This is a genomic window from Micromonospora sp. LOL_021, assembly GCF_048060215.1.
In the GTDB taxonomy this organism is placed as follows: domain Bacteria; phylum Actinomycetota; class Actinomycetes; order Mycobacteriales; family Micromonosporaceae; genus Micromonospora_E.
Genome location: NZ_JBHMIN010000030.1, coordinates 1 through 23,845, shown reverse-complemented (window position 1 = coordinate 23,845; position 23,845 = coordinate 1). Strand labels below are relative to the sequence as shown.

21 protein-coding genes are annotated in these 23,845 nt (G+C 71.3%); 18 read left to right on the top strand and 3 right to left on the bottom strand.

The window, feature by feature from the left end; all coding sequences use genetic code 11:
• Nucleotides 1-168 precede the first annotated feature (168 nt).
• From ACFHWT_RS19600 to ACFHWT_RS19590, 3 genes are all read left to right on the top strand, one after another.
• Nucleotides 169-2,652 carry a glycogen debranching N-terminal domain-containing protein gene (locus ACFHWT_RS19600; protein ID WP_416596111.1) on the top strand — a complete coding sequence of 828 codons (2,484 nt, stop codon included), beginning with the start codon at nt 169-171 and terminating at the stop codon, nt 2,650-2,652.
• Nucleotides 2,649-3,863, top strand: coding sequence for a D-arabinono-1,4-lactone oxidase (locus tag ACFHWT_RS19595; RefSeq protein WP_416596109.1), 1,215 nt, complete (start codon nt 2,649-2,651; stop codon nt 3,861-3,863). Before ACFHWT_RS19600 ends, ACFHWT_RS19595 begins: the two co-directional genes overlap by 4 nt.
• A 180-nt stretch (nt 3,864-4,043) precedes the next feature.
• Complete coding sequence (locus ACFHWT_RS19590; RefSeq protein ID WP_416596107.1) at nt 4,044-4,832, top strand: hypothetical protein; 789 nt, start codon at nt 4,044-4,046, stop codon at nt 4,830-4,832.
• A gap of 58 nt (nt 4,833-4,890) precedes the next feature.
• Here ACFHWT_RS19590 and ACFHWT_RS19585 read toward each other — a convergent pair whose 3' ends face one another.
• Together ACFHWT_RS19585 and ACFHWT_RS19580 are read right to left on the bottom strand one after the other, a co-directional pair.
• Nucleotides 4,891-5,397 (bottom strand): roadblock/LC7 domain-containing protein, encoded by a 507-nt coding sequence (locus ACFHWT_RS19585; protein ID WP_416596105.1) that lies wholly within the window; start codon nt 5,395-5,397, stop codon nt 4,891-4,893.
• A gap of 61 nt (nt 5,398-5,458) precedes the next feature.
• A complete protein-coding gene (locus ACFHWT_RS19580) occupies nt 5,459-6,373 on the bottom strand; it encodes an ABC transporter ATP-binding protein (RefSeq protein ID WP_416596104.1) in 915 nt (304 codons plus the stop codon).
• Between the two features lie 323 nt (nt 6,374-6,696).
• Between ACFHWT_RS19580 and ACFHWT_RS19575 the strand changes: the two genes are divergently transcribed.
• The 8 genes from ACFHWT_RS19575 to ACFHWT_RS19540 all read left to right on the top strand — a co-directional run bounded on the left by ACFHWT_RS19575 (nt 6,697) and on the right by ACFHWT_RS19540 (nt 16,754).
• On the top strand, nt 6,697-7,656 hold the full coding sequence (locus ACFHWT_RS19575) for an ABC transporter substrate-binding protein (protein WP_416596103.1): 960 nt from the start codon (nt 6,697-6,699) through the stop codon (nt 7,654-7,656).
• Between the two features lie 65 nt (nt 7,657-7,721).
• Entirely contained in the window at nt 7,722-8,516 is a 795-nt protein-coding gene (locus ACFHWT_RS19570; protein WP_416596101.1) for an ABC transporter ATP-binding protein, read from the top strand.
• Complete coding sequence (locus ACFHWT_RS19565; protein ID WP_278169267.1) at nt 8,516-9,340, top strand: ABC transporter permease; 825 nt, start codon at nt 8,516-8,518, stop codon at nt 9,338-9,340. Before ACFHWT_RS19570 ends, ACFHWT_RS19565 begins: the two co-directional genes overlap by 1 nt.
• Nucleotides 9,341-9,420: 80 nt before the next feature.
• Nucleotides 9,421-11,439: a hydantoinase/oxoprolinase family protein gene (locus tag ACFHWT_RS19560; RefSeq protein WP_416596100.1), complete on the top strand. Its 2,019-nt coding sequence runs from the start codon at nt 9,421-9,423 to the stop codon at nt 11,437-11,439.
• Nucleotides 11,439-13,004, top strand: coding sequence for a class I adenylate-forming enzyme family protein (locus ACFHWT_RS19555; RefSeq protein ID WP_416596099.1), 1,566 nt, complete (start codon nt 11,439-11,441; stop codon nt 13,002-13,004). The genes ACFHWT_RS19560 and ACFHWT_RS19555 overlap by 1 nt, the downstream gene beginning before the upstream one ends.
• Entirely contained in the window at nt 13,001-14,359 is a 1,359-nt protein-coding gene (gene purB, locus ACFHWT_RS19550; RefSeq protein WP_416596098.1) for an adenylosuccinate lyase, read from the top strand. The genes ACFHWT_RS19555 and purB overlap by 4 nt, the downstream gene beginning before the upstream one ends.
• A complete protein-coding gene (locus ACFHWT_RS19545) occupies nt 14,356-15,117 on the top strand; it encodes an enoyl-CoA hydratase/isomerase family protein (RefSeq protein WP_416596097.1) in 762 nt (253 codons plus the stop codon). Before purB ends, ACFHWT_RS19545 begins: the two co-directional genes overlap by 4 nt.
• Nucleotides 15,114-16,754, top strand: a complete 1,641-nt coding sequence (locus ACFHWT_RS19540) for a thiamine pyrophosphate-binding protein (protein WP_416596096.1) — start codon at nt 15,114-15,116, stop codon at nt 16,752-16,754. Before ACFHWT_RS19545 ends, ACFHWT_RS19540 begins: the two co-directional genes overlap by 4 nt.
• 12 nt (nt 16,755-16,766) lie before the next feature.
• On the opposite strand, the gene ACFHWT_RS19535 is transcribed toward ACFHWT_RS19540, so the two are convergent.
• Nucleotides 16,767-17,573 (bottom strand): IclR family transcriptional regulator, encoded by an 807-nt coding sequence (locus ACFHWT_RS19535; RefSeq protein WP_278169260.1) that lies wholly within the window; start codon nt 17,571-17,573, stop codon nt 16,767-16,769.
• A gap of 189 nt (nt 17,574-17,762) precedes the next feature.
• Between ACFHWT_RS19535 and ACFHWT_RS19530 the strand changes: the two genes are divergently transcribed.
• The 7 genes from ACFHWT_RS19530 to ACFHWT_RS19500 form a co-directional block, all read left to right on the top strand.
• On the top strand, nt 17,763-19,793 hold the full coding sequence (locus ACFHWT_RS19530; RefSeq protein WP_416596095.1) for a hydantoinase B/oxoprolinase family protein: 2,031 nt from the start codon (nt 17,763-17,765) through the stop codon (nt 19,791-19,793).
• Nucleotides 19,790-20,779 carry a tRNA U-34 5-methylaminomethyl-2-thiouridine biosynthesis protein gene (locus ACFHWT_RS19525; protein ID WP_416596094.1) on the top strand — a complete coding sequence of 330 codons (990 nt, stop codon included), beginning with the start codon at nt 19,790-19,792 and terminating at the stop codon, nt 20,777-20,779. Before ACFHWT_RS19530 ends, ACFHWT_RS19525 begins: the two co-directional genes overlap by 4 nt.
• On the top strand, nt 20,772-21,608 hold the full coding sequence (locus ACFHWT_RS19520; protein ID WP_416596093.1) for a 2-amino-5-chlorophenol 1,6-dioxygenase subunit alpha: 837 nt from the start codon (nt 20,772-20,774) through the stop codon (nt 21,606-21,608). The genes ACFHWT_RS19525 and ACFHWT_RS19520 overlap by 8 nt, the downstream gene beginning before the upstream one ends.
• A 75-nt stretch (nt 21,609-21,683) precedes the next feature.
• Nucleotides 21,684-21,977 carry a BMC domain-containing protein gene (locus ACFHWT_RS19515; protein ID WP_278169253.1) on the top strand — a complete coding sequence of 98 codons (294 nt, stop codon included), beginning with the start codon at nt 21,684-21,686 and terminating at the stop codon, nt 21,975-21,977.
• Nucleotides 21,978-22,016: 39 nt separating this feature from the next.
• Entirely contained in the window at nt 22,017-22,343 is a 327-nt protein-coding gene (locus ACFHWT_RS19510; RefSeq protein WP_416596092.1) for a BMC domain-containing protein, read from the top strand.
• Nucleotides 22,343-22,603, top strand: coding sequence for a EutN/CcmL family microcompartment protein (locus ACFHWT_RS19505; RefSeq protein ID WP_278169250.1), 261 nt, complete (start codon nt 22,343-22,345; stop codon nt 22,601-22,603). The genes ACFHWT_RS19510 and ACFHWT_RS19505 overlap by 1 nt, the downstream gene beginning before the upstream one ends.
• A gap of 38 nt (nt 22,604-22,641) precedes the next feature.
• The coding region (locus ACFHWT_RS19500) for an aldehyde dehydrogenase family protein (protein ID WP_416596091.1) at nt 22,642-23,845 on the top strand (1,204 nt) is incomplete at its 3' end.

Sequence of the window (23,845 nt, the reverse complement as noted above, 5' to 3'; positions counted from 1 at the left end):
GATACGGCCCGTAGTCATTCTGCCTCATCTGGTTACTTTCGGCATCCTGGGTTTCCTGGCCGTCTCCCGTCGGTCACTGATCACCCGTCCTGGGTGATCCCTCGCCGGTGGTGGACGGGTCATGCTGGCGTCAGGTGGACCGACGGAGGACGACTGAGGGGAGCCGCGATGACCGACGTGATCGGTCAGTTCTTCGACGGTCTCCAGGCGCGCGGCGACGGTCGGCTACCGCCACCGGCCAGCGGTACCATCCGGTTCAACCTCACCGCCCCGGACGGAGGCGTTCGTAGCTGGTCGGTGACGTACCGCGACGGACATGCCGTACTCGAACGTGACCCGAAGCGGGTCGACTGCACCATCGACGCCTCGGAGGAGACCTTCCGGGCACTGATTGACGGCCGGGAGAACTCCATCTCGTTGCTGCTGCGTAACGGTGTGTCGGTCCGGGGCGATCTGCCGCTGTTCCTGACCTTCCGTCGGCTGCTGCCGGTGCACGCGGACAGCGCCGGTGCGGCGTCGAGGGCCCGGCCGGTCGCCGAGCCGGTCGGCGCCCGCCCGGCCACCGCGAAGCCGGTCAGCATCCTCTACGGGAACTTGTTCATGGTCAGTGACCGGCGGGGAGACGTCGAGCCGGTACCGTCCGCGCCGTTCGGGCTGTTCTTCTACGACACCCGCTTCCTGTCCTACTGGCGGCTGACCGTCGACGGGCAACGGATGAACACCCTGTCCATCGACGATTTGCAGTACTTCGAGTCGCGGTTCTTCCAGGTGCCGGGCGAGCCGACGCACTACGTGGACGCCACCATCTCGGTGTTCCGGCACCGCTGGATCGGCGACGCGTTCACCGAGCAGATCGCCGTACTCAACCACCGGGAGGAGCCGGTCCGGCTGAGCCTGCGCATCGACGCTGCGGCCGACTTCGCCGAGGTCCTGGAGGTCAAGGACGGTTACCACACCGACCGCGAGATCGCTGTCACGGCCGAGCCCGACGCGCTGCGGTTCTGCTACGAACGGGGCACCTACTTCCGTGAGACGATCCTGACCAGCAGTGTGCCGGCCCGCATCGATCCCGGTGGCATGACCTTCGAGCTGGCCCTCGACGCCCACGACACCTGGTGCACCGACCTGACGGTGAAGACCTTCGTCCGGGGGGCCGGAAACCGGGACCTGCGCGAGAGCCTGCGCAGCTACGCCGAGCGGCCCAAGCCCGAAGTGCACCGGGAACTCGACGAGTGGATGGCCCGGGCACCGAAACTGACCTGCGACCACGAACCGTTGCGGGAGGCGTACCGGCAGAGCGTCGTCGACCTGGCGGCGCTGCGGTACAAAGGGGTCAATTTTCGCGATATGCTGCCGGCTGCGGGGATGCCCTGGTTCATGACGTTCTTCGGGCGGGACAGCCTGATCAGTTGCCTGCAGGCGCTACCGTTCCTGCCCGCCACTGCGGTGCCCGCGTTGGCGATCATGGCATTGGCGCAGGGCACCCGCGAGGATCCGTTCCGGGCCGAGCAGCCCGGCAAGATCCCCCAGGAGAGCCGGTACGCCGAGGCCGCGCTGTTCAACGAGGTCTCGCACGCTTCGGACTTCTCTGCCGCCGACACCACCCCGCTGTTCATCGTGCTGCTCGACGAGTACGAACGGTGGACCGGCGACACCGCGCTGGTATGCGACATGGAGTTCCAGGCCCGCGCGGCACTGGACTGGATCGATCGGCACGCCGACCTGGTCGGCACCGGCTACGTCTGGTACGGGCCCCGGCCAGCCCGCACCGGGCTGTTGAACCAGAGCTGGAAGTGCTCACCGGGCGCGGTCAGCTTCCACGACGGGCGGGAGGCGGCGTTCCCGCAGGCGACCTGCGAGATCCAGGGCTACGTGTACGACGCGCGGTTGCGTGGCGCCCGGCTGGCCCGGGTCTGCTGGGGTGACCACGCGTTCGCGGACCGGCTCGAACAGCAGGCGGCCGAGCTGCGGGACAGGTTCAACCGGGACTTCTGGATCGCCGACCGCGGCTACTACGCCCATGCGCTGCAGGCCGACGGCAGCCGGGTCGACTCGCTCACCTCCAACATCGGTCATCTGCTGTGGAGCGGTATTGCCGAACCCACCAAGGCACGGTCGGTCGTGCGGCATCTGATGGGTCCGCAACTGTTCGGCGGCTGGGGGATCCGCACCCTCGCCACCGGGGCGCGCCGGTTCAACCCGGTCGGCTACCACACCGGATCGGTCTGGCCGTTCGACAACTCGCTGATCGCCTGGGGACTGTGGCGGTACGGCTACCGGGAGGAGGCGGCCCGGGTGGCCGGGGCGGTGCTGGAGGCGTCGCAGTACTTCGGGGCCCGGCTGCCGGAGTGCTTCGCCGGCTACGACCGGTCGTTGACCAAGTACCCCGTCCCGTACTCCGCCGCGGGCAGCCCGCATGCCACCTCGGCCGGCGCGACGCTGCTGTTCCTTCGGGTACTGCTCGGTCTGGACCCGTACGACGGCGACCTGATCATCGACCCGGCCGTTCCGGAGGGAATGGGACACATCGAGCTGCATGACATCCCGGGACGCTGGGGGCTGCTGGACGCGCTGGGCCGGGGCCGGCGTGACCTGGCCCGGCCGCACCGCCGCACCCGACGCCCCGGCGACCCGCTGCGGGCGGCGTTGTGACGTCGGCGCCCGTCACCGGTACCACGACCTGGCGCAACTGGTCCGGTGGGTTGACCTTCGAGCCGGCCGCGGTGGCCCGGCCGGAGTCGGTCGCCGCGCTGTGCGGCGTCCTGCGTGCAGCCGCCGAGCAGGCGGCGACGGTACGGCCGGTGGGTGCCGGGCATTCGTCCGCGCCGCTCGTGCAGACCGGGGACGTCCTGCTCAGCCTGGACCGGCTGCCCGCCGGAGTGCTCGAACCACCGCACGACCGGCAGATCTGGGTCGGTGCCGGCACCCGGCTGCACGACCTGGGCCGCGAACTGCGCCACCACGGACTCGCGATGCCGAACCTCGGCGACGTCGACACCCAGGCGTTCGCCGGTGCCGTCTCGACCGGTACCCACGGCAGCGGCCTGGGCCTGCCGAACCTGTCCGCCCAGGTGACCGGGGTCCGACTGGTCACTGCGGCCGGACAACTGGTGCAGATCGACGCCGACAGCGACCCCGACCTGTTGCCGGCCGCCCAGGTATCGCTCGGCGTGCTGGGTGTGTTCACCGCGCTGCGGACCCGGCTGGTCCCCGCGTTCCAGGCCCGGCGACGGGAGTGGGGCCTGCCGGTGGAGGCGTGCCTGACCACGTTCGACGAGCTGCTGAAAATCAACCGCAACGTCGACTTCTACTGGTATCCGCGGCGCGACGACGCGCACCTGCGGACGGTGAACCCGGTTACCGACGATCCCGGCCCGGACACGCTGCCCGGCAGCGGCTGCACCGAGGAACGGACCGGTTCCAGCGACGCGGCGCTGATCAAGCGGCGGTCGCTGCGGTTCCACGAGATCGAGTACTTCGTTCCGGCTGCGGCCGGTCCGGCCTGTTTCCGGGAGGTCCGGCACCGGATCCGGACCCGGCACCGGCAGCACGCCGCCTGGCGGGTGCTCTATCGGTACGTGGCTGCCGATCAGGCGTTCCTCAGCCCGGCGTACGGTCGGGACAGCATCACCATCTCGGTGCACCAGAACGCGACGCTGCCGTACCGCGAGTTCTTCGCCGACGTCGAACCGATCTTCCTGGCCCATGACGGTCGGCCGCACTGGGCGAAGATCCACCGGCTGGAAGGTCGGGACCTGCTTGCCCGCTACCCGCAGGCGGACCGGTTCCTCGCCGTCCGTGAGCGACTCGATCCCGACGGGCGGTTCCTCACCGACTACCTGCGTCGGCTGCTGGGCCTGTGACGGGGTTGCTGGGCCGATGACCGGCCGGCGGGTCCGGTGACCGGGCAGCGGGTCCAGGCCCGCCCGGCGGGCCTAGGATTGCCCCGTCCCGCAACCGGGTAGCAGGGGCACCGTCCGCCGCATCGACGGGCCGCGAGACCCCGCCGCTCCACCGGCGGGCAGGAACTGGAGTGGGGAGCCGTGCGACCAACCGCAGCCAGCAACGAACCGTCCACCGACCTGCCGGGCGGTACGCCACCCGGGACGTCGCGCCGGGCGTTGATCGCCGTCGCCGTGGTCGCCGCCCTGCTGGTCGCGGCGACGATCGTGGCGGTGGTGGTGAACGCAGTGGGCTCACGCCCGGCTACCGACGGCGACGTGGCGTGGACGGTGCAGACCCCGCGCGACGGGTGGACCGAGGCACGGCTGGAGATCCCCGACGGTGCACCAGAAATTCAGGTGGTGGCCGCTGACCTCGGTGATCAGCTGCTGCGGGCGGAGACCCCGGTCGGCGGTGCGGCCGCGCCGGAGGTGACCACCTCCGACGGCGTGGTCCGGGTAGGGCTGACCGATACCGGTCACGACGGTGCCGGCGAGCTGCGGGTCACCGTCCACAGCGACCTGCTCTGGTCGCTCCGGGTGCTGGGCGGGGCGACCAGCACCCGGCTCGATCTGGCCGGTGCCCGGGTCTCCCAGGTGGACGTCGCAGGTGGCGCCAGCACGTTGGACCTGGCGCTGCCGGAGCCGTCCGGCACGGTCGTCGTCCGGATGTCCGGCGGCGTCAGCACCTGGCGGATCGAATTGCCGGAGCGGACGCCGGTGCGGATCCGGCTGGGCTCCGGCGCGGGCAGCGTCGACCTGGACGGCGAACGGAGCGACGGGGTCGCCGGCGGCGAGTCGGTGATCTCGACGGACTGGGACGAGGCCACCGACCGCTACGACGTCAACGCCGCCGCCGGGGTCGCCGACCTCACAGTGACCCGACGGTAGCCGGATCCCCCCAACGCCGGGCGGGGGCGCCGCCTCGGCGAGCGGCGCCGGAGCCGGCTCAGCGGCGCGTCGGAAGATCGTGTCGTTCAGCGGCATGGGCGCCGAGCGTCGGTTGACCGCCGTGCAGCAGCGCCTGAGCGGTGCGGACGGCGGTCTCGGGGGCCTCCTCCGGTGCGGGAAACGCCGGCAGGTGACGGTCGGCCCGGCCGGCGAACAGCGCCACCTCGTAGGCCACCGAGTCCATGTCGGAGCCGGCGTCGAAGACGGCTGCGATGATCGCACCACCCGGTGTCGCGGCGATGAACAGGAACGCCGTACCCATCTGGACGACGATCTGTCGAACCCGGCCGGTGTCGGCGTGCTGACCGACCGCGACAGCGAGGGCGCGCAGGCCCGCCACCAGGCCGGACAGCTGTTCGCCCAGCTCGTGGTCGACCCCTTTGGACCAGGCAAGGAGAATGCCGTCGGGGGAGAGCGCCACCGCCTGTTGCGCCTGCGGCACCCGGTCCACCAGGTCGTCCAGCAGCCGGGAGACGTCACCAGTGGTGACCACGGGGTATGCCATGGAGGGTCTCTCTTTCGGTCGGTGCGCGTTCCCGGCCAAACAGTACCCTCGACCCGACCCGTCAGTGCGTAACGGCACGAATCACCGGAATAGATTTCCGATCCATGGTGGAGGCGCGGGCCGCGCCGGCGGCGAGTGGGACGACGAGCGGGGTGCCGCTGGCCGGGTCCTCGATGACCATCACCCGCAGCCCGAACACCTCCCGGACCAGTTCGGGAGTCAGGATCTCGCCCGGTGCGCCGTTGGCCAGCACCTGTCCGTCCTTCATCGCGACCAGATGTCGGGCGTAGCGCGCGGCGAGGTTGAGGTCGTGCAGCACCATCACCACGGTGCGGCCGCCCTCCCGGTGCAGCCGGTCCACCAGTTCGAGTACGTCGATCTGGTGCGCCAGGTCGAGATAGGTGGTCGGCTCGTCGAGCAGCAGGATGTCGGTGCCCTGGGCGAGCGCCATGGAGATCCAGGCCCGTTGCCGCTGGCCGCCGGAGAGCGTGTCCACCGGATGCTCGGCCAGGTCGGTGAGGCCGGTCCAGGCCAGTGCCTGGGCGACGACCTCCTCATCGGCCCGGGACCACTGGCGCAGCCAGGTCTGATGCGGCTGGCGGCCCCGTGCGACCAGATCGGCCACGGTGAGCCCGTCCGGCGCGGTCGGAGCCTGCGGCAGGATGCCGAGTCGGCGGGCGACCTCCCGGGTCGGCAACCGCTGGATCCGCTCGCCGTCGAGGAGTACCTCCCCGGCGGTGGGCCGCAGCAGCCGGCCGAGGGCGCGGAGCAGGGTCGACTTTCCGCAGCCGTTCGGCCCGACGATCGCGGTGACCGATCCGTCGACGATGTCCAGGTCCAGGTGCGGGACGACCACCTGGTGGCCGTACCCGAGCCGCAGTGCCCTGGTCCGTAGCCGGGGTGCATTTCCGGTAGGTCGGGTTTCGCGCGGTTCGGGTCCGGGCACAGTCACCGGCAGTTCTGCGAGGTCGGTCATTTTGGCTGCTCCTCGGCGTCGGTCGGCGAGTCCCGCGTTCCATGAAGGGTAGCCTTACCGAAGCTCCGGTTCCACATCGAGGCTGGGTGGTACATCTCCACCGGCTAGGTACTCTCGGTAGTGGCCCGTCGAGTTTCTGTGACGTGCCGTGGCCTGAACTGGGCATCTGTTTCCCGTTTTTGACTACTCGAGGTGACCTTCGTCGGTCGATGGGCTCCGTTCGCCGGCCTGGTCGCACCCTTGACGCCTCTCGTGGTGCCCAGTAGCGTCTCAGATTAAGAACCTAGAACCACAATATGAGTCGCAATGAACTGGGGTTAGCCATGAGATTGCGTACCTTGCGGGTGGTCGGCGCCGCGCTGCTGGTCACCGCCGTCGCCGCGGCCTGTGCCGAGAATCAGGACCCGGGCAGTGAACCCGGCACACCGGCCGAGACGACGACCATCGACTTCGGGGTCGGCGTCGATCCCGCGTACTCGCCGATCTACCTGGCCGATCAGCAGGACCTGTTCGCCGAGGCCGGCCTCGACGTCACCGTCACGCAGTACCAGGAAGGCACCGGTGGCCTCGACGCGATCCTCGCCCGCGAGGGTCAGGTCACCGCGAGCACCGAATCGAGCCTGCTCAACCGGGCCACCCGGGGAGACGTCAAGGGCATCGCGGTCTTCTCCCAGTCGCCGGACTTCATCAAGCTCGTGGTCCGCGACGAGATCGGCGAGGTCGCAGACATCTCGCGGTACGGCGTGGTGACCGGAACGGTCAACGAGTACGCCACCAACAAGATCCTCGACAGCTTCGACATCAGCCGCGACGCCGTCGAGTTCGTCACCTCCTCGCCAGCGGAGATGCCGGCGCTGCTGCAGCGCGGCGACATCGACGGCTACATCATGTGGGAGCCGTGGCCCTCGCGCGGGGTCGAGGGCGGCGGCAAGATCCTGCTCACCAGCGGTGACGTCGGCTACGTCTACAACCTGATCATCGGGGTGGACGGAGCCTGGTACGAGGCCAACCAGGAGGCCGCCGCCACCCTGGTGGACACCATCGGCGAGGCATGTGAGCAGATCACCGCCGATCCGCAGGTCGCCGGCACCGCCACCGAGAACGCCATCGAGGTGCCCGCGGCCGAGGCCGTCGAACTGCTCGACGGCGTGCAGTGCCAGGTCCGCGACTTCACCGACGAGGACCTGCAGCGCTACGCCGAGATCGCCCAGTTCCAGCAGGACAGCGGGATCGTGTCCGACCCGGCCGACCCGGCCGAGGTGATGATCCGGGGCGTGGCGTGACCGGGCGGACAGCCACCTCCACCGGACGGGGATCGGAATCCGGTCCCCGGCCGGCGGGCTCCCCGGTGCAGGTCCGCGACGTCGACATCCGCTTCGACGACTTCGAGGCGGTCGCCGGGGCGACGCTCGACATCGCCGGCGGGGAGTTCGTCTGCCTGCTCGGCCCCAGCGGCTGCGGCAAATCGACCCTGCTGAACGCGATCGCCGGGTTCGTCCGGCCGGCCGCCGGGCAGGTGCTGTGCGCGGGCGAGCCGGTCACCGGCCCGGACGTCAGCCGGGGCGTGGTGTTTCAGAGCGCCGAGGCCCTGTTCCCGTGGCTGACCGTACGCCAGAACGTGGCGTTCGGCCCCCGGATGCGGGGTGTGCCGCGTGCGCAGCGGGCCGGGATCGTCGACCGCTACCTGACCATGGTCGGCCTCAGCCACAGCGGCGACCGGTTCCCCAGCCAACTATCCGGCGGCATGCGCCAGCGGGCCCAGCTCGCCCGGGTGCTGGCCAACGAGCCGTCGGTGGTGCTGATGGACGAGCCGTTCGGCGCGCTGGACGCCCAGACCCGGCTGGTCATGCAGGCCGAACTCGACCGCATCTGGCGCCAGTCCCGGCCCACAATCCTGTTCGTCACCCACGACATCGGCGAGGCGATCCTGCTCGCCGACCGGATCGTCACCATGACCGCAGGCCCGGCGGCCCGGATCAAGCAGGTGTACCCGGTGGACCTGCCCCGGCCGCGGGAACTGACCGATCCGGCCGCCGCCGGGCTGTTCCGCGCGCTGCGCGAGGACATCGGCACCGAGGTCGCCCAGACCCTGCGCGCCCAGGGTCTGGACGACGGGCACGGCCTGAACGGAGGTGGCGGCTGATGGCCGTCGACGTGCAACGTCCACCGGCGGCCCGGGCGGCCGGGCCCCGCCCACGCCGCTTCGCCGGCCGGCGTCGACACACCCGCGTCGTGCTGTCGGTGCTGTCGGTGCTGCTCGGCCTGCTCATCTGGGATCTGGTCAGCCGCAACTACACCGCGTTCTTCCTGCCCTCACCCCGGTTGACCGGGCAGGGGGCGGTGGAGCTGGCGACCAACGGGACGCTGTGGGACTCCGTCTGGGCGTCCAGCCAGCGCATTCTGAGCGGCTGGGGGCTGGGCGTACTGATCGGGGTGCCGGTCGGGTTGCTGATGGGCCGCAGCCGGCTGCTGCGGCTGATGCTCGACCCGTACATCCAGTTCTTCCGGTTCGTGCCGCCGATCGCCTTCGTCACCCTGGCGATCATCTGGCTCGGCCCGGGTGAAGCCTCGAAGATCGCGTTGATCTTCTACACCACGGTCTTCATCGTGGCGCTGAACACCCTCGCCGGGGTGCTCGCCGTCGACGAGCTGAAACTGCGGGCGGCGCGGGCGCTGGGCGCCGGGCCGGTCCGCACCCTGGCCTCGGTGATCCTGCCCGCCACGGTGCCGTACGCCGTCACCGGCGCCCGACTGGCGATGGGCAACTCGTTCCTCACCATCGTCTCCGCGGAGATCGTCGCGGCGCAGAGCGGCCTCGGCTCGCTGATCTGGACCGCCCGCAACTACGCCAAGACCGAGTGGGTGTTCGTCGGCATCATCGCCCTCGGCCTGCTCGGCTACCTGTTCGACTGGGTGCTGCGCACGGTCGCCCGCGCCAGCCTGCGCCGCTACGGCGTCACCTTCTGACCGGTTCGGGTTCCGGGCGCGGGTCGACGCAATCGGCACCCGCCCCGGTGACGTGACCCATTTGACCGAAAGGTTCTCTCATGCTGTGCATCGGCGTCGACATCGGCGGAACTTTCACCGATGTCATCGTGTACGAACCGGCCACCGGCCGGCTCGCCGAGGCCAAGACGCTGTCCACCCCGGCGGACCCGGCGGCGGCGATCCTCGACGGCCTGACCAAGCTCGACGTCCACCTGTCGGACGTCGAGCGGTTCGTGCACGGCACCACCAGGGTCACCAACGCCCTGCTGGAAGGTGCCGGCGAACCGGTCGCGGTAATCACCACCGAGGGTTTCCGGGACGTGTTGGAGATGGGCCTGGGCCACCGTCCCCGCCTGTACAGCGTCAAGGAGGCCGCCCGCCCGGCGCTCACCCCACGCCGGATGCGGCACACCGTCCAGGAACGGGTGACCGCCGCCGGCGACATCGCCGTCCCGCTGGACATGACCGGTCTCGACGAGGTGACCGACCGGCTGGCCGCCTCCGGGGCCACCGCCGTCGCGATCTGCTTCCTGCACTCCTACCGCAACGCCGGGCACGAGCGGGCCGCCGCCGACCGGATCAGCCGTCGCCACCCGCAGTTGGCCTGCAGCATCTCCGCCGAAGTGGTCCCGGAACACGGCGAGTACGAGCGGTTCGCCACCACCGTGCTCAACGCCAGCGTCCGAGGTCCGGTCAGCGAGTACCTGTCGGGCCTCGGCTCGACCCTGGCCGGCAGCGGCTACCGCCACCCGTTGGCGATCATGACCAGCAGCGGCGGCGTGGTCTCCACCGACCAGGCCGGCCGGCTGCCGATCAACCTCGCGTTGTCCGGCCCCGCCGGCGGCGTGGCGGCCAGCGCGTACGTCGCCGGCCTGGCCGGCTTCGACAACGTCATCACCTGCGACATCGGCGGCACGAGCACGGACGTCTGTCTGATCAAGGGCGGCGTGCCGCTGATGACCAACCACGGCACCATCGCCGGGCATCCGAACCGGACCTTCCAGATCGAGATCAACACGATCGGTGCCGGTGGCGGCTCGATCGCCTGGCGCGACCGGGGCGGCGAGCTGCGGGTCGGCCCGCGCAGTGCCGGCTCAGATCCCGGTCCGGCCTGCTACGGCCGGGGCGGCGCGGAACCGACGACCACCGACGCCCACCTGGTGGTCGGCCATCTCGACCCGGACGGGCGGCTGGGCGGCGAGGTCACCCCGCAGCTCGACGCGGCGCGTGCCGCTCTCGGGCGGCTGGCCGCCGAACTCGGTGACGGCCTGACCGAGACCGAACTCGCGTACGGCATCCTTTGCCTGGCCACGGTCAAGATGACCAGCGCGATCAAGGAGATCTCGGTGGCCCGCGGCCACGACCCGCGGGAATTCGTGCTGATGCCGTTCGGCGGTGCCGGACCGATGCACGCCACCGCACTCGCCGACGAGCTGGGAATCCCACGGGTACTGGTTCCGCCGGTACCGGGAAACTTCTCGGCGCTCGGCTTCGTCGCCGCCCGGGCCCGTCACGACTACGTCCGTACCGCGCTGGTCCCCGCCGACTCCGCCGGCCTGGCGACGGCCCGCACGCTGGTCGAGGAGCTGAAGGCGGCCGCCCGCGACCAGTTCAAGGCCGAGGACGCGGTGGAGGCCGACCAGGTCACCTTCCGGCTGTCGCTGGGGATGCGTTTCCGTGGCCAGAGCTTCGACCTGGCCGTGCCGCTGGACGAGCTGCCCGACGAGCCCGCCGATCTGATCCGCGCCTTCCATGCCGCCTACCAGCAGCGGTACGCCTACCTGCGTTCGGAGCACCCGGCCGAGATCGTGAACTGCCGGCTCACCGCGTTCGGGCCACAGCCCGCCGTGACCTTCGCCGCGCCACCTGACGGCCCGGCGCCCGAGCCCGTCACCATGCCGGTGTGGGGGCCGGACGGCTGGACCGATGCCGCCGTCTGGCAGCGTGGCGAGCTGACCGCCGGCGTACGGGTCAGCGGCCCGGCGGTCGTCCGGGAGAGCGGAAGCACCACAGTGGTCGGCGCCGGCTGGTCGGGGCGGGTGGATCCGCACGGGAACCTGCTGCTGGAGCGCGCCTGATGGCTCCTGTCGATCTGCCGGCGTACGACGCCGTGCTGCTGCGACAGGCCCGGCGACAGCCGGACCGGCCGCTGTTCGCCGTCGCCGGCCGGCCCGCCGTCACCGCCGGCGAGTACGCGGCGCTCGCCGGCCGGACCGCCAGCGTGCTCGCCGCCGCCGGTGTCGGCCGCGGCGACCGGATCGCCGTCTGGGCCGAGAACAGCATCGCCTGGCTGGTGCTGCTCGCCGCCGCGGCCTGGCGCGGAGCCGCCCTGGTCACCGTGCACCCCGCCGCGACGGAGCCGGAGCTGGCCGCCGCGTTGCGTCGGACCCGGCCGGTCCGGCTGTTCGCCGCGCGAGAAATCCGGGACCGCGACGTGACGTCGTCCGCCCGGCGCGCGGCGACCGGGCCGGTCACCTTCCTGCCGGCGGACCAGGCCGGTGACGCACTCGCCGGCCTGCCCGGTTGGGCCGGGCCGCCGCCGGAGCCGGCCCGCGACCCCGACGCCCCGCTGAACGTCCAGTTCACCTCGGGATCGACGGGCACCCCGAAAATGGTCGTCCTGACCGGGCGGAACCTGGTCCGCAACGCGACCTGGACGGCGCAGGCCGCCGGGATCGGCTCGGTCGACCGGATCTGCTGTCCGTTGCCGTTCGCCCACGCCGCCGGCCTCAGCAGCGGCGTGGTGTTGGCTGCGGTCACCGGGGCGCAGCTGTTCCCGGTGCCGCGGTTCCGTCCCGACGACGTGCTCGACGTCGTGCACCGGCACCAGTGCACGGTCGTTCAACTGGTCCCGACGATGGCGACCATGCTCGCCGACCGGCTCGACGAGCAGCCCCGGCGGTGGGACCTGGCCGCGCTGCGCCTGGGCTTCCTCGGTGGTGCCAGCTGCCCGCCCGCACTGCGCGCGCGGGTACGCGACACGTTGCGGCTGCGGCGGTTGGCGGTCGTCTACGGGCAGACCGAGGCCGGTCCGACCATCAGCGTCGACCCCGACGACGGCAGCTGCCCACCGGACGGCTCCACCGTCGGGCGGGTACTCCCCGGGTTGCGGGCCCGCATCGTCGCGGTGGACGTCGGCGGGTCGACCCGGCCGCTGCCCGCCGGAGCAGAAGGTGAACTGCAGGTCCGCGGCGAGTCGGTGAGCCCCGGCTATCTCGACGATCCGGCGGCGAACCGGGCGGCGTACGACCCGCAGGGGTGGTTGCGCACCGGTGACCTGGGCCGGCTCGCCGCCGACGGCACTCTGACCCTGACCGGCCGGGTGAAGGACCTGATCATCCGGGGCGGGGAGAACGTCAGCCCGGCCGAGGTCGAGGCGTTCCTGCTGACCTGCGAGGGCGTCGCGCAGGCGTGCGTCGTCGGGGTCGCGTCCCCGCGCTGGGGCGAGGAGGTGGTCGCGGTCGTGGTCGCTGCCCCGGGGGCGACCCTGCACCGCACCGAACTGGCCGCGGCCGCCGCCGGCAGCCTGTCCCGGCACAAGGTGCCGACCGACTGGCACGTCGTGACCGAACTGCCCCTGCTGCCGTCGGGCAAGGTGGACCGGCGGGCGGTCGCGGCCATGGTCGACGGGGTGGCACGGTGAACCCGCTTAGCTCCTGCTTCCTCGACTCGTTGACGGTGACCAGCTTCTTTGGCAACGCGGAGATGCGTGGGGTGTTCAACGACCGGCAGCTGATGCAGGCGTGGCTCGATGTGGAAGCGGCACTCGCCGGGGCCCAGGCCGACGCTGGCGTCATTCCGGCCGGTGCGGCGGCGCAGATCACCGCCGCCGCCCGGGTCGAGTCGCTGGACCTGGCCGCGGTGGCCGCCGACGCCGCCGACACCGTGCATCCGCTGGTGCCACTGGTACGGGCCCTGACCAGGGCGGCCGGCGACGGCGGCCGCTACGTCCATCTCGGCGCCACCACCCAGGACGTCATGGACACCGGGTTCGTGCTGCGCGCCCGAGCCGGACTGGACATCGTCAGCCGGCAGATCGACGAACTGGTCCGCGTACTGCGCCGGCTCGCCCTGCGGCACCGGGACACGGCGATGGCGGCCCGAACCCACGGTCAGCAGGCCCTGCCGACCACGTTCGGGCTGCGCTGCGCGGTCTGGCAGAGCGAGCTGCAGCGCCACCGGGAGCGGTTGGCCCAGCTCCGGCCCCGGTTGCTGGTGGTCAGCATGGGCGGGGCAGCCGGCACCATGGCCGGTTACGGGCCACGGGCCTTCGACATCGAACGTGCCGTCGCCGACCGGCTCGGGTTGGGCGTCGCACCGACCCCCTGGCACGCCACCCCGGACCGGGTGGTGGAGTGTCTCACCCTGCTCGGGCTGGTCGCCTCCACCGCCGAGAAGCTGGCCCGCGAAGTGTACTTCCTCGGCCGTACCGAGATCGGCGAGGCACACGAGCCGCAGCGCGATACCCAGGTGGGCAGCAGCACGATGCCGCACAAGCGCAATCCGATCCGCTGCGAGGCGGTCATCGCCGCGGCCGGCACGGTCCGTGCACAGGTGCCGCTGGCGATGCAGACGATGGTGTCCCAGGACGACCGGGACATGGGCGTCGGAATGGCGCTGTGGAAGCTGGTGCCGGAGTGCTTCATCCTCGTCGGGGGCGCGCTACAGCGCCTCAACGAGGTCTTCGCCGGGCTCCGCGTCGATGCCGCCCGGATGCGCGTCAACTTGTCCACCACCGGCGGCCTGGTGCTGTCGGAGTCCGTGATGCTGCGCCTGGCCGGCTCACTGGGCCGGGAACAGGCGCACCACCTGGTGATGCGGATCGTGCGGGACAGCCTCGACCATGATCGGCCGTTCGCCGAGCTGCTGCGCGCCGATCCGCAGGTCAGGGCGGCTCTGCCGGCGGCGGAGCTGAGCCGGCTGCTCGATCCGCTCAGCTACGTCGGACACGCCGCGGCCCTGGTCGACCGCGCCCTACTGCAATCGGAGGCGACGTGACATCGGTACACCTGCAGCGTGCGGGGCGGCTCGCGGTGGTGACTCTGGACCGCACCGCTCGGCGCAACAGCTTCGATCTGGCCATGCTCGGGCAGTTCGAACAGGTGCTGCACGACCTCGGCCGCGACGACACCGTCGAGGTGGTGCTGCTGACCGGTGCCGGCACCGCCTTCTGCGCCGGCACCGATCTGGCTGAGCTGGCCACCCTCGACGCCGCCATCACGATGGGCGTGCAGCGGCGTACCGCCGAGCTGGTTGAGCGCTGGTACCGCCTGGAGCAGACCACGGTGACCGCGTTCAACGGGCCGGCGATCGGCTCCGGGGCGATCCTCGGGCTGGCCAGCGACCTGCGCCTCGCCGCCGACACCTGCTTCTTCACGTTTCCCGAGGTGGCCTTCGGTATCCCGCTGACCTGGGGCGGCATGGCCATCCTCGCTGACCTGGTCGGCGCCGACCGGGCCAAACGCTGGCTGCTGCTCGGCGAGCGGATCGACGCGGCCCGGCTGCACCAGCTGGAGTTGGTGACCGAGGTGGTGCCGCCCGACCGGGTGGCCGACGCCGGCACCGAACTGGCCCACCGGCTGCTGGCGGTGCCGGCGCTGGGCCGGTCGATGACCAAACGGACCGCCCGGCTGGCCGGCCCGCGCTTCGACGCGGTGGCCACCGACTCCTATCTGGGTGCGCTGAGCGTCGCGCTGCGTCCCGCCGGCCCGTACCGCCGTCCGGTGGCGGACCGGCACCCGGAGGCGGACCGGTGAAGGTCTACCAGGCGATCGCGGACGCGTTGGTCGAGCACGGGGTGGACACCGTGTTCGGCCTGCTCGGCGACGCGAACATGTTCCTGGTGGCCGACCTGGTCGCCCGGCACGGGGTCCGGTTCGTGGCGGCCCGTAACGAGAACGCCGCGGTGATGATGGCCGACGGATGGGCGCGGGTCACCGGCCGGTGCGCGGTGGCCACGGTCACCCAGGGGCCGGGCCTGGCAGCCGCCGGTCCGGCGTTGACCATCGCCCGGCAGGCGGGGACACCGCTGCTGCTGCTCGCCGGGGACACCCCGGCGAGTGACCCACTGCACGTGCAGAACTTTCCGCAGCAGCCGTTCGCCCTGGCCACCGCCGGTGCCTTCGTGTCGATGACCGGCGCGTCGACGGTGTCGCGCGACGTCGCCGCCGCGGTGCGCGAGGCCGTGGGGCGACCGGGGCCGGTGGTCCTCGACATCCCGTTGGACCTGCAGGACGAACCGGCCGGGGACCGGCCGGCCGTACCGCTCGGGGCCGCTGTCGCGCCGGCCGGACCACTACCACTGGCACCCGACCCGACGGCGGTCGCCGGGTTGGCGGACCGCCTGCGTCGGGCCCGTCGCCCGGTGATCCTCGCCGGCCGGGGCGCGGTGCACGCCGGACCGGAGCTGACCGCGTTGGCCGACCACGCCGGAGCCGTGCTGGTCACCAGCCTGATGGCCGCCGGCCTGTTCGCGGGCCATCCGTACGCCCTCGGCGTCGCCGGTGGGCTGGCCCGTCCGCTGACCCGGGACGTGCTGCGCGAGGCGGATCTCGTCGTGACGTTCGGTGCCGGCCTAAACCGGTGGACCGCCGACCACGGACAGCTGTTCGACGCCGCGCAGGTGTACAGCGTCGACCGGGATCCGGCGGCGATCGGTGCCCGCTGGCCGGTGCACGGTGGGCTGGTTGGCGACGCGGCGCTGGTGGCCCGGGCACTGACCGGGGCGCTGGAGTCGGCGCGGCCCGGGCCGGAGCCGCACGGCTGGCGTACGCCGCGACTGGCCCGGGCGATTCGCGACGCCGACCCGTTCGCCGAGCTCGGCCCGGAGCCCGCAGGTGCCCGGCACGTCGACCCCCGCCGGCTGATGGCGATCTGCGCCCGTCGGCTGCCGCTGCCCCGCACGACGGTCGTCGGGGTCGGCCACTTCGGCGGCTGGCCCAACCTCTACCTGGACTCGCCAGCGGTGGACCGGTCGCTGGTCGCGCCGTGGGAGTTCGGCAGTATCGGCGTCGGCGTGGCGTACGCGATCGGCGCCGCGCTCGGCCGGCCGGACCGCCCGGTGGTGGCGTTCGAGGGCGACGGCAGTCTGCTGACCGCGTTGGGTGAGCTGGACACCCTGGCCCGGGTCGGCGCCCCGGTGCTGGTGATCGTGCTCGACGACGGCGCGTACGGGGCGGAGGTGCGCAAGCTGCGACCGGCCGGCGCTGACCCGGGGATCGCCCGCTTCCCGCACCGGGACCTGGCTGCGGTGGCCGGCGCGCTCGGCGTCAGCGCGTACCAGGCGCACGACGAGGCAACCGTTTCGGCGGCGTTCGACGCGCTGCTGCCGTTGACCGGGCCAGTGCTGCTGCACGTGAAGGTAGATCCGGATGTCGTGCAGCAGCACTTCTGAGCCGGTCGCCGGTCAACTCCCCCAGATCTGTCCGACGCCGTGGCCAAGCTGGCGGGACAGCTCGTCGGCGGTGCGGACCGCGGCGGCGGCGAGCGCGGCGACCCGTTGCGGGCTGTCCAGCCGGAAGATCGGGCCGGAGACGCTGATCGACGCGGTCACCGCGCCGAGCCGGTCCCGCACCGGCGCGCCGACGACCCGCAGACCGTCCTCGCTCTCCTCGTCGTTGAGCGCCCAGCCGCGTTCCCGTACCCCGGCGAGATCGGCCAGAAAGACGTCGATGTCGGTGATCGTACGTCGGGTCAGCCGGGTCCAGCCCGCATCGGCCAGCAGCTCACGGACCTGGTCGTCGTCCATGTCGATCAACAGCGCCTTGCCGGCGGCGCTGCACCACAACGGGATGCGTCGGCCCAGCCGGGAGACCAGCTGCAGGCTGTGCGACCCGGTCACCAGGTCGATCGAGATCGCGTCCAGGCCGTCGCGGATGGCCAGGTTGACCGACTCGCCCTGCTCCTCGGCCAGCTGGTGCAGCAGCGGTCGGGCGATGGCGTGCATGTCGAGCCCGGCCAGGAAGCGGGCGCCGAGGTCGAACACGGTGACCCCCAGCCGGTACGCGCCGGTCTCCTCGTTGCGCTGCAGGAAGCCGGCGTCGGCAAGCGCCCGGAACAACCGGCTGGCGGTCGACTTGTGCAGCCCGAGCTCCCGGCTGACGTCGCTGACCTTGCGTTCGGGGGTGTCGCGCCGGAACGCGAGCAGCACGGCCAGCGCGCGGTCGAGTGCCTGGGTGCCGGACTCGCGGCCCGGGTCGGTGACAGACGACATCTTGCCTTCCCATCCCTGAAGTTGATAGGTTCATAATATAACACAAGGCTCACATGATGGTCCATTCGATGAGCGGGTCAACCCGGTGGGTGGGTCCATCTGACCCGGTGTTCCGAGAAGTACCTCCAGAACCACCCCGGTCCCGCCCATCAGTAGGTGCCCGTCCCTGTCAGCATTGCGAGGCCCCGCATGTCCCTGAACCCGATCGATCTCGAGATCGTCACCGAAGGGCTGATCTCGATCGTGCGGGAGATGCGCCAGACGATCTTCCGCACGGCGCACTCCCCGGTGATCGCCGACGCGCAGGACTTCTCGTGCGCGTTGTTCAACGCGGACGGCGAGATGGTCGCCCAGGGCCGTGACATGCCGGGTCACGTCATCGCCATGCCGGCATCGGTGAAAGAGATCCTCGCCGACTACCGCGACGAGTTCCGGCCCGGTGACATCTATCTGGTCAACGACCCGTACCGGGGCGGCAGCCACCTCAACGACGTCACCCTGATCAGCCCGGTGTTCGTCGAGGAAGAACTGTTCCTGTTCCCCTGCGTCCGCATGCACTGGGCCGACATCGGTGGCATGACACCCGGCAGCGTCTCCGGGAAGGCCACCGAGATTCTGCAGGAAGGGCTGCGGGTCCCGCCGATCCGACTGGTCGACGCGGGCCAGCCCAACGTCGCCGCGACGCGGATCCTGTTCGCCAACGTCCGGATGGCCGACGAACGTCAGGGAGACCTGGAGTCCAGCATCGCCGCCTGCCACACCGCGCAGCGCCGGCTACGCGAACTCGTCGACCGGTACGGCCGCGACCTGATTCTCGGCTGCGTCGAGGCCAACATGGACCGCACCGAGCGGCGACTACGCGACCAGATCCGCGACCTGCCGGACGGCACCTACCACTACGAGGACTACCTCGACCTGTACACCGACGGCGAGTACGACGCCGCGCTGGTGCGCTGCGCGTTGACCATCACCGGTGACCAACTCGTCGCCGACTTCCGCGGCTCCTCTCCACAGGTCGCCGCCGTCGTCAACTCGTCGCTCGCGATGACCACCGCCGGGGTCTTCATCGCCGTCAAGTCCGCGTTGGATCCTGGCGGGCTGGTCAACCACGGCGCCTTCCGGCCACTGACCGTGCGTACCGACCCGGGAACCGTCGTACACGTCACCTACCCGGCACCGGCCAACGCGCACAGCGAGGTCCGCAAGCGGGTGATCTCCGCGGTGATGGCCGCGCTCAGCCAGGTCGCACCGGACCTGATCGCCGCCGACCAGTTCGGTACGACCTTCCAGAACCTGATCGGCGGTGTCGACGAACACACCGGCCAGCCGTACCTCTACTACGACTACCCGGCCGGCGGCAACGGAGGCTTCCTCGGCTCCGACGGCCCGAGCGCGATGAACCCCGTCGACCTCGGCGACATCTCCACCATCCAGTCCGTCGAACGGCTGGAAACCGAGATCCCGATCCTCATCGAAGCGTGTGAACTGCGTACCGGATCCGGCGGCGCCGGCCGGCACCGCGGCGGCCTCGGTGCCCGGCGCGCCACCCGGCTGCTGGCCAGCAGCGGCGCCTACTCGGTGCAGACCGACCGCACCACCGTCGCGCCGTACGGACTCTGCACCGGCGCGCCCGGTGCCCCCACCGTCACCTACCTGCGCCGCGACGGTCGGCGGATCGACTTCGACACCCCCGGCAAGGTCGCCGGACACCGGATGCGCGAAGGCGACGTGCTGGTGATGGAGTCCGCTGGCGGCGGCGGCTGGGGCGACCCGCTCACCCGCGACCCCGACCTGGTGGCCGCCGACGTCGCAGCCGGTTACCTCACCACCAACCAGGCCCTCGACCGCTACGGCGTGGTGTGCGACGGCACCGGTCTTCTCGACGAAGCGGCCACCGGTGCCGCCCGCGACCAGGCCCGCGCCGCACGTCGCTGGTACCAGGTCACCACCACCGCCGAGCCGGCCTACACCGGTCAGCGGGGCCGCCGCCGTCTCGTCTACACCAACCCCGCCGACGGCATGCCCGCCGACGCGCTGATCGAACTGCACGGCACCCACCCCGCACCGCTGCGTGCCTGGGTGCGCCACGACCCCGGCGTCGCTCGGCACCAGGCCGCGCTCGACGACGACGGGCTGCGGATTCTCGGCGCCCAGCCCGGTGACCGCTGCCTGCTGCGGGTCCTGCGCGACGCCCCGACCCCGACAGGAGGACCGCGATGAGCAAGGTGTTCCGACTACCCGCACCGACCCGGGGCACCACGACCCGTACCCGGCAACCGGACTCCGCTGACGCTGTCCGCCCCGCCCCGGCAGGCCGCCGACCCGGTATCGTCGCCGGCTATCTCAGCCCGCACCCGCCGCACCTGATCTACGGCGAGAACCCGCCGCAGAACGAACCCCGGTCACAAGGCGGCTGGGAAGTGCTGCGCTGGGCGTACCACCGACTCCGCCGCCGGATCCGCGACGTGCACCGGCCCGACGTGCTGATCGTGCACGCCCCGCACTGGATCACCATGGTCGGCCACCACGTGAACTGCGTACCCAACCCGCGGGGCGTCTCCGTCGAGCCGATCTTCCCGCATCTGTTCCGCTACCACTACGACTTCCACACCGACGTACCCCTCGCCGAGGCCATCGCCGACGAAGCCGCCGAACTCGGCCTGGTCACCAGCAAACTGCGCGATCCCGGGGTACGGGTCGACTACGCCACCATCGGCGCACTACACATGGTCAACCCCGACTGGGACATCCCAGTGGTGTCGCTGTCGGCCAACAACAACCCGTACTTCTACTCCGAGGCGTCCCTCGGCCAGATGGAGGTGCTCGGCGAGGCGACCCGCCGGGCAATCGAGAACACCGGCCGACGCGCCGTGCTGCTCGCCTCCAACTCCCTGTCCCACCTGCACTGGCACGAGGAACCCCAGCTGCCCGAGGACATGGAACGCGAGCACCCGTACAACAACCACCAGTACCGCTGGGACATGAAGCTGCTGGAGACGATCCGCCAGGGTCCGACCAGCCGGCTGCGCGAACTCATCCCCGAACACATCGAAGCCACCGCGTCCGAGACGAAGGCCGGCAGCCTCACCTGGCTGCTGTCCGCGCTCGGCTGGCCGGACATCGCCGGTGACGTGCTCGGCTACGGCACGATCATCGGAACCGGCAACGCGGTGGTCGAGTGGACACCGGAGAACGTCGATGACTGACCGTGGAATCCAGGCCGGCGTACTGCTGCCCGGCATGCCGCACCTGCTCGCCGACAAGCCCGCCACCAGCTGGGCGGCGCTGGCCGACTCCGCCCGTACGGTCGGCGACCAGCTGCGCGCCCTCGAACCGGACGTCGTCCTGCTGCTGTCCACCCAGTGGTTCACCGTGCTCGGCCACCAGTTCCAGTGCGACCCGAACCCGCGTGGGGCGCACACCGACGAGAACTGGTACGCCTACGACTACGGCCACCTCAGCTACGACCTGCGCTTCGACGTCGAGTTCACCGAACGCTGGGCGGCCCGGGTGGACGCCGACGGCATGCAGGCCCGCCGCACCCGCTACCAGGGCTTCCCGATCGACACCGGGACGATCGTCACCTCCACGCTGCTCGACCCGCAGCGCACCCTGCGCTGGGCGCAGGTGTCGTGCAACCTGTACGCCGACGCCGACACCCTGGCCCAGGTCGGCCGCGCCGGCGCCGAAGCCGCCCGTGACGCCGGTGTCCGGGCGGCGGTGGTGGTGGTCAGCGGACTGTCCTCCGGCCTCATCCAGCAGTGGATCGAGCCGGACCAGGACCGCATCGCCGAGCCGGCACACGACCGGTGGAACGAACGGATCTTGCAGATGCTGACCGCCGGCGACACCGACAAAGTCCTCGCGGTCCGCGAAGACTACGCCCGCCAGGCCCAGGCCGACAGCCAGTTCCGGGCGTTCGCCTTCCTCGCCGGCACCGGAGTCGCCGCAGCCCCGGCGCAACTGCACAGCTACGGACCACTGTGGGGCACCGGCGCTGCCGTCCTGTCCTGGAATCTGCCGGCACCCGCGTGAACGACGCCGGCCCGCACCGCATGACCGACAGCCCGACCAGCGGGCACCCGAAACACCAACGACAGGAGGAACCCGATGCGTAACGCCGCTGCGGGATTCGTCGAAGCCGAAGGATTCATTCCGATCTTCGACGCGGTGGACGCCATGGTCAAGGCGACCGAGGTCGAAGTAACCGGAGTCGTACGCCTCGGCGGCGGAATCGTCGCCGTGGCGGTCCGCGGCGACCTCGCCACCGTGGAAGAAGCCGTCGACATCGGCGAGGAGACCGCCCGAGCCAAGACCGGCCGCCCGGTCCGGTCCATCGTCTTCGCCAGCCCCTGCGACGCAGTCACCGCGCTGGCCATCGACCCCGGACTCGTCGGCAACTGAGCCGGCCCTGCCGGCGACACAGCCAGAAGGAGAAGTGTCATGTCCTCAGAGAAGGCGATCGGAATCGTGGAGACCCGGGGCATCGTCGCCCTCTCCGCAGGGATCGAAGCCATGATCAAGACTGCGGACGTACGGTGCATCGCCGTCGAACGGGTCACCAGCGGCTATCTCGCCGCCGCTGTGCAGGGCACCCTGGCAGCCGTACGGCAGGCAGTGTCAGCCGGGGAGGCAGCCATCCGCCAACACGGTGATCTGCGCAGCTCGCAGATCTACCCCAAGCCGCATCCGGCCACCTCGGCGCTGCTGGAGGAGGGCGAGTCGACCCGGATCCGGGCCGTCATGGCGCCGCTGCAGGGTGACAGCTGATGATCCTCGCAGAAGTGCTCGGCAAGGTCTGGCCCGACCGGATCGTCGCGACCCTTCAGGGCCGCCGCCTGGTGCTGATTCGCGAGCACCCGGACGGGCCGCAGCGGGTCGCCGTCGACCTGATGAACGCCGGCACCGGCAGCACCGTCCTGGTCGCCACGGATGAGGCAGCCGCCGCCGCGACCGGCGAAGCGACAGTCGACGCTGCCGTCGTGGCCCTGGTCGCTGACCAGGGCAGCGGCGTCGCCACCACGGACTGACCCCGACGCATCCCCGTACCGGCAACGGAAGGTTGAACATGGCAGCCATCGCACCGACGTCGCCCGCTCTGTGGCACCCCGACCTGTACGCCGGCCGGCCGGCCGCCGGCGGCCCTGGCCTGTTGCGCAGTTTCGTCGGCGGCCGGTTCGTTGACGCGGGGAAGCGGTTTGCGAAGGTGTCGCCGGTGACCGGGGAGACGGTGTTCGAGGTGGCTGAGGCCGATTCCTCGACGGTCGGCGCAGCCGTCGCGGCGGCCCGTTCGGCGCTGGGCGGGCCGTGGGGTGGGATGGGTGAGCGGGAGCGGGCCGGGGTGCTGCGGGCGGTGGCCGATGAGTTGGACCGCCGTTTCGACGATCTGGTCGCCGCCGAGGTCGCCGACACTGGCAAACCGGTCAGTCAGGCCCGGAGTTTGGATGTTCCGCGTGGGGCGGCGAATTTCCGGGCGTTCGCGGAGATTGCCGCGACGGCGCCGACGGAGTCGTTCACGACGGTGACGCCGTCAGGTGGTCGGGCGTTGAACTACGCGGTCCGTAAACCCGTCGGTGTCGTCGCGGTCATTGTGCCGTGGAATCTGCCGTTGCTGCTGCTCACCTGGAAGGTGGCTCCGGCGTTGGCGTGCGGTAACGCGGTCGTGGTGAAGCCGTCGGAGGAGACGCCGGCGTCGGCGACGTTGTTGGCGGAGGTGATGGCGGCGGCGGGTGTACCGGATGGGGTGTTCAATGTGGTGCACGGGTTCGGGCCGGGTGCGGCGGGGGAGTGGCTGACCACTCATCCGGGGGTGGACGCGGTCACGTTCACGGGTGAGTCGGCGACGGGGTCGGCGATCATGCGGGCGGCGGCTGACGGGGTGAAGGCGGTGTCGTTCGAGCTGGGCGGCAAGAACGCCGGTCTGGTCTTCGCCGACGCCGACCTGGACGCCGCCGTCGCCGGCTCGGTGCGGTCGTCGTTCACCAACGGCGGTCAGGTGTGCCTGTGCACCGAGCGGCTGTACGTGCAGCGGCCGGTGTTCGACGAGTTCGTGGACCGGCTGTCGGCGGCGGCCCGGGACGTCCGGTACGGCTGGCCGGCCGACGAGTCGATTGCGACGATGCCGTTGATCTCGCGTGGCCACCGGGAGAAGGTGCTCGGCTACTACGATCTGGCCCGCGTCGAGGGTGCCGACGTACTGGCCGGTGGTGGTGTGCCGTCGTTCGGTGACGCCCGCGACGGCGGCGCGTATGTGGAGCCGACGGTGTTGACGG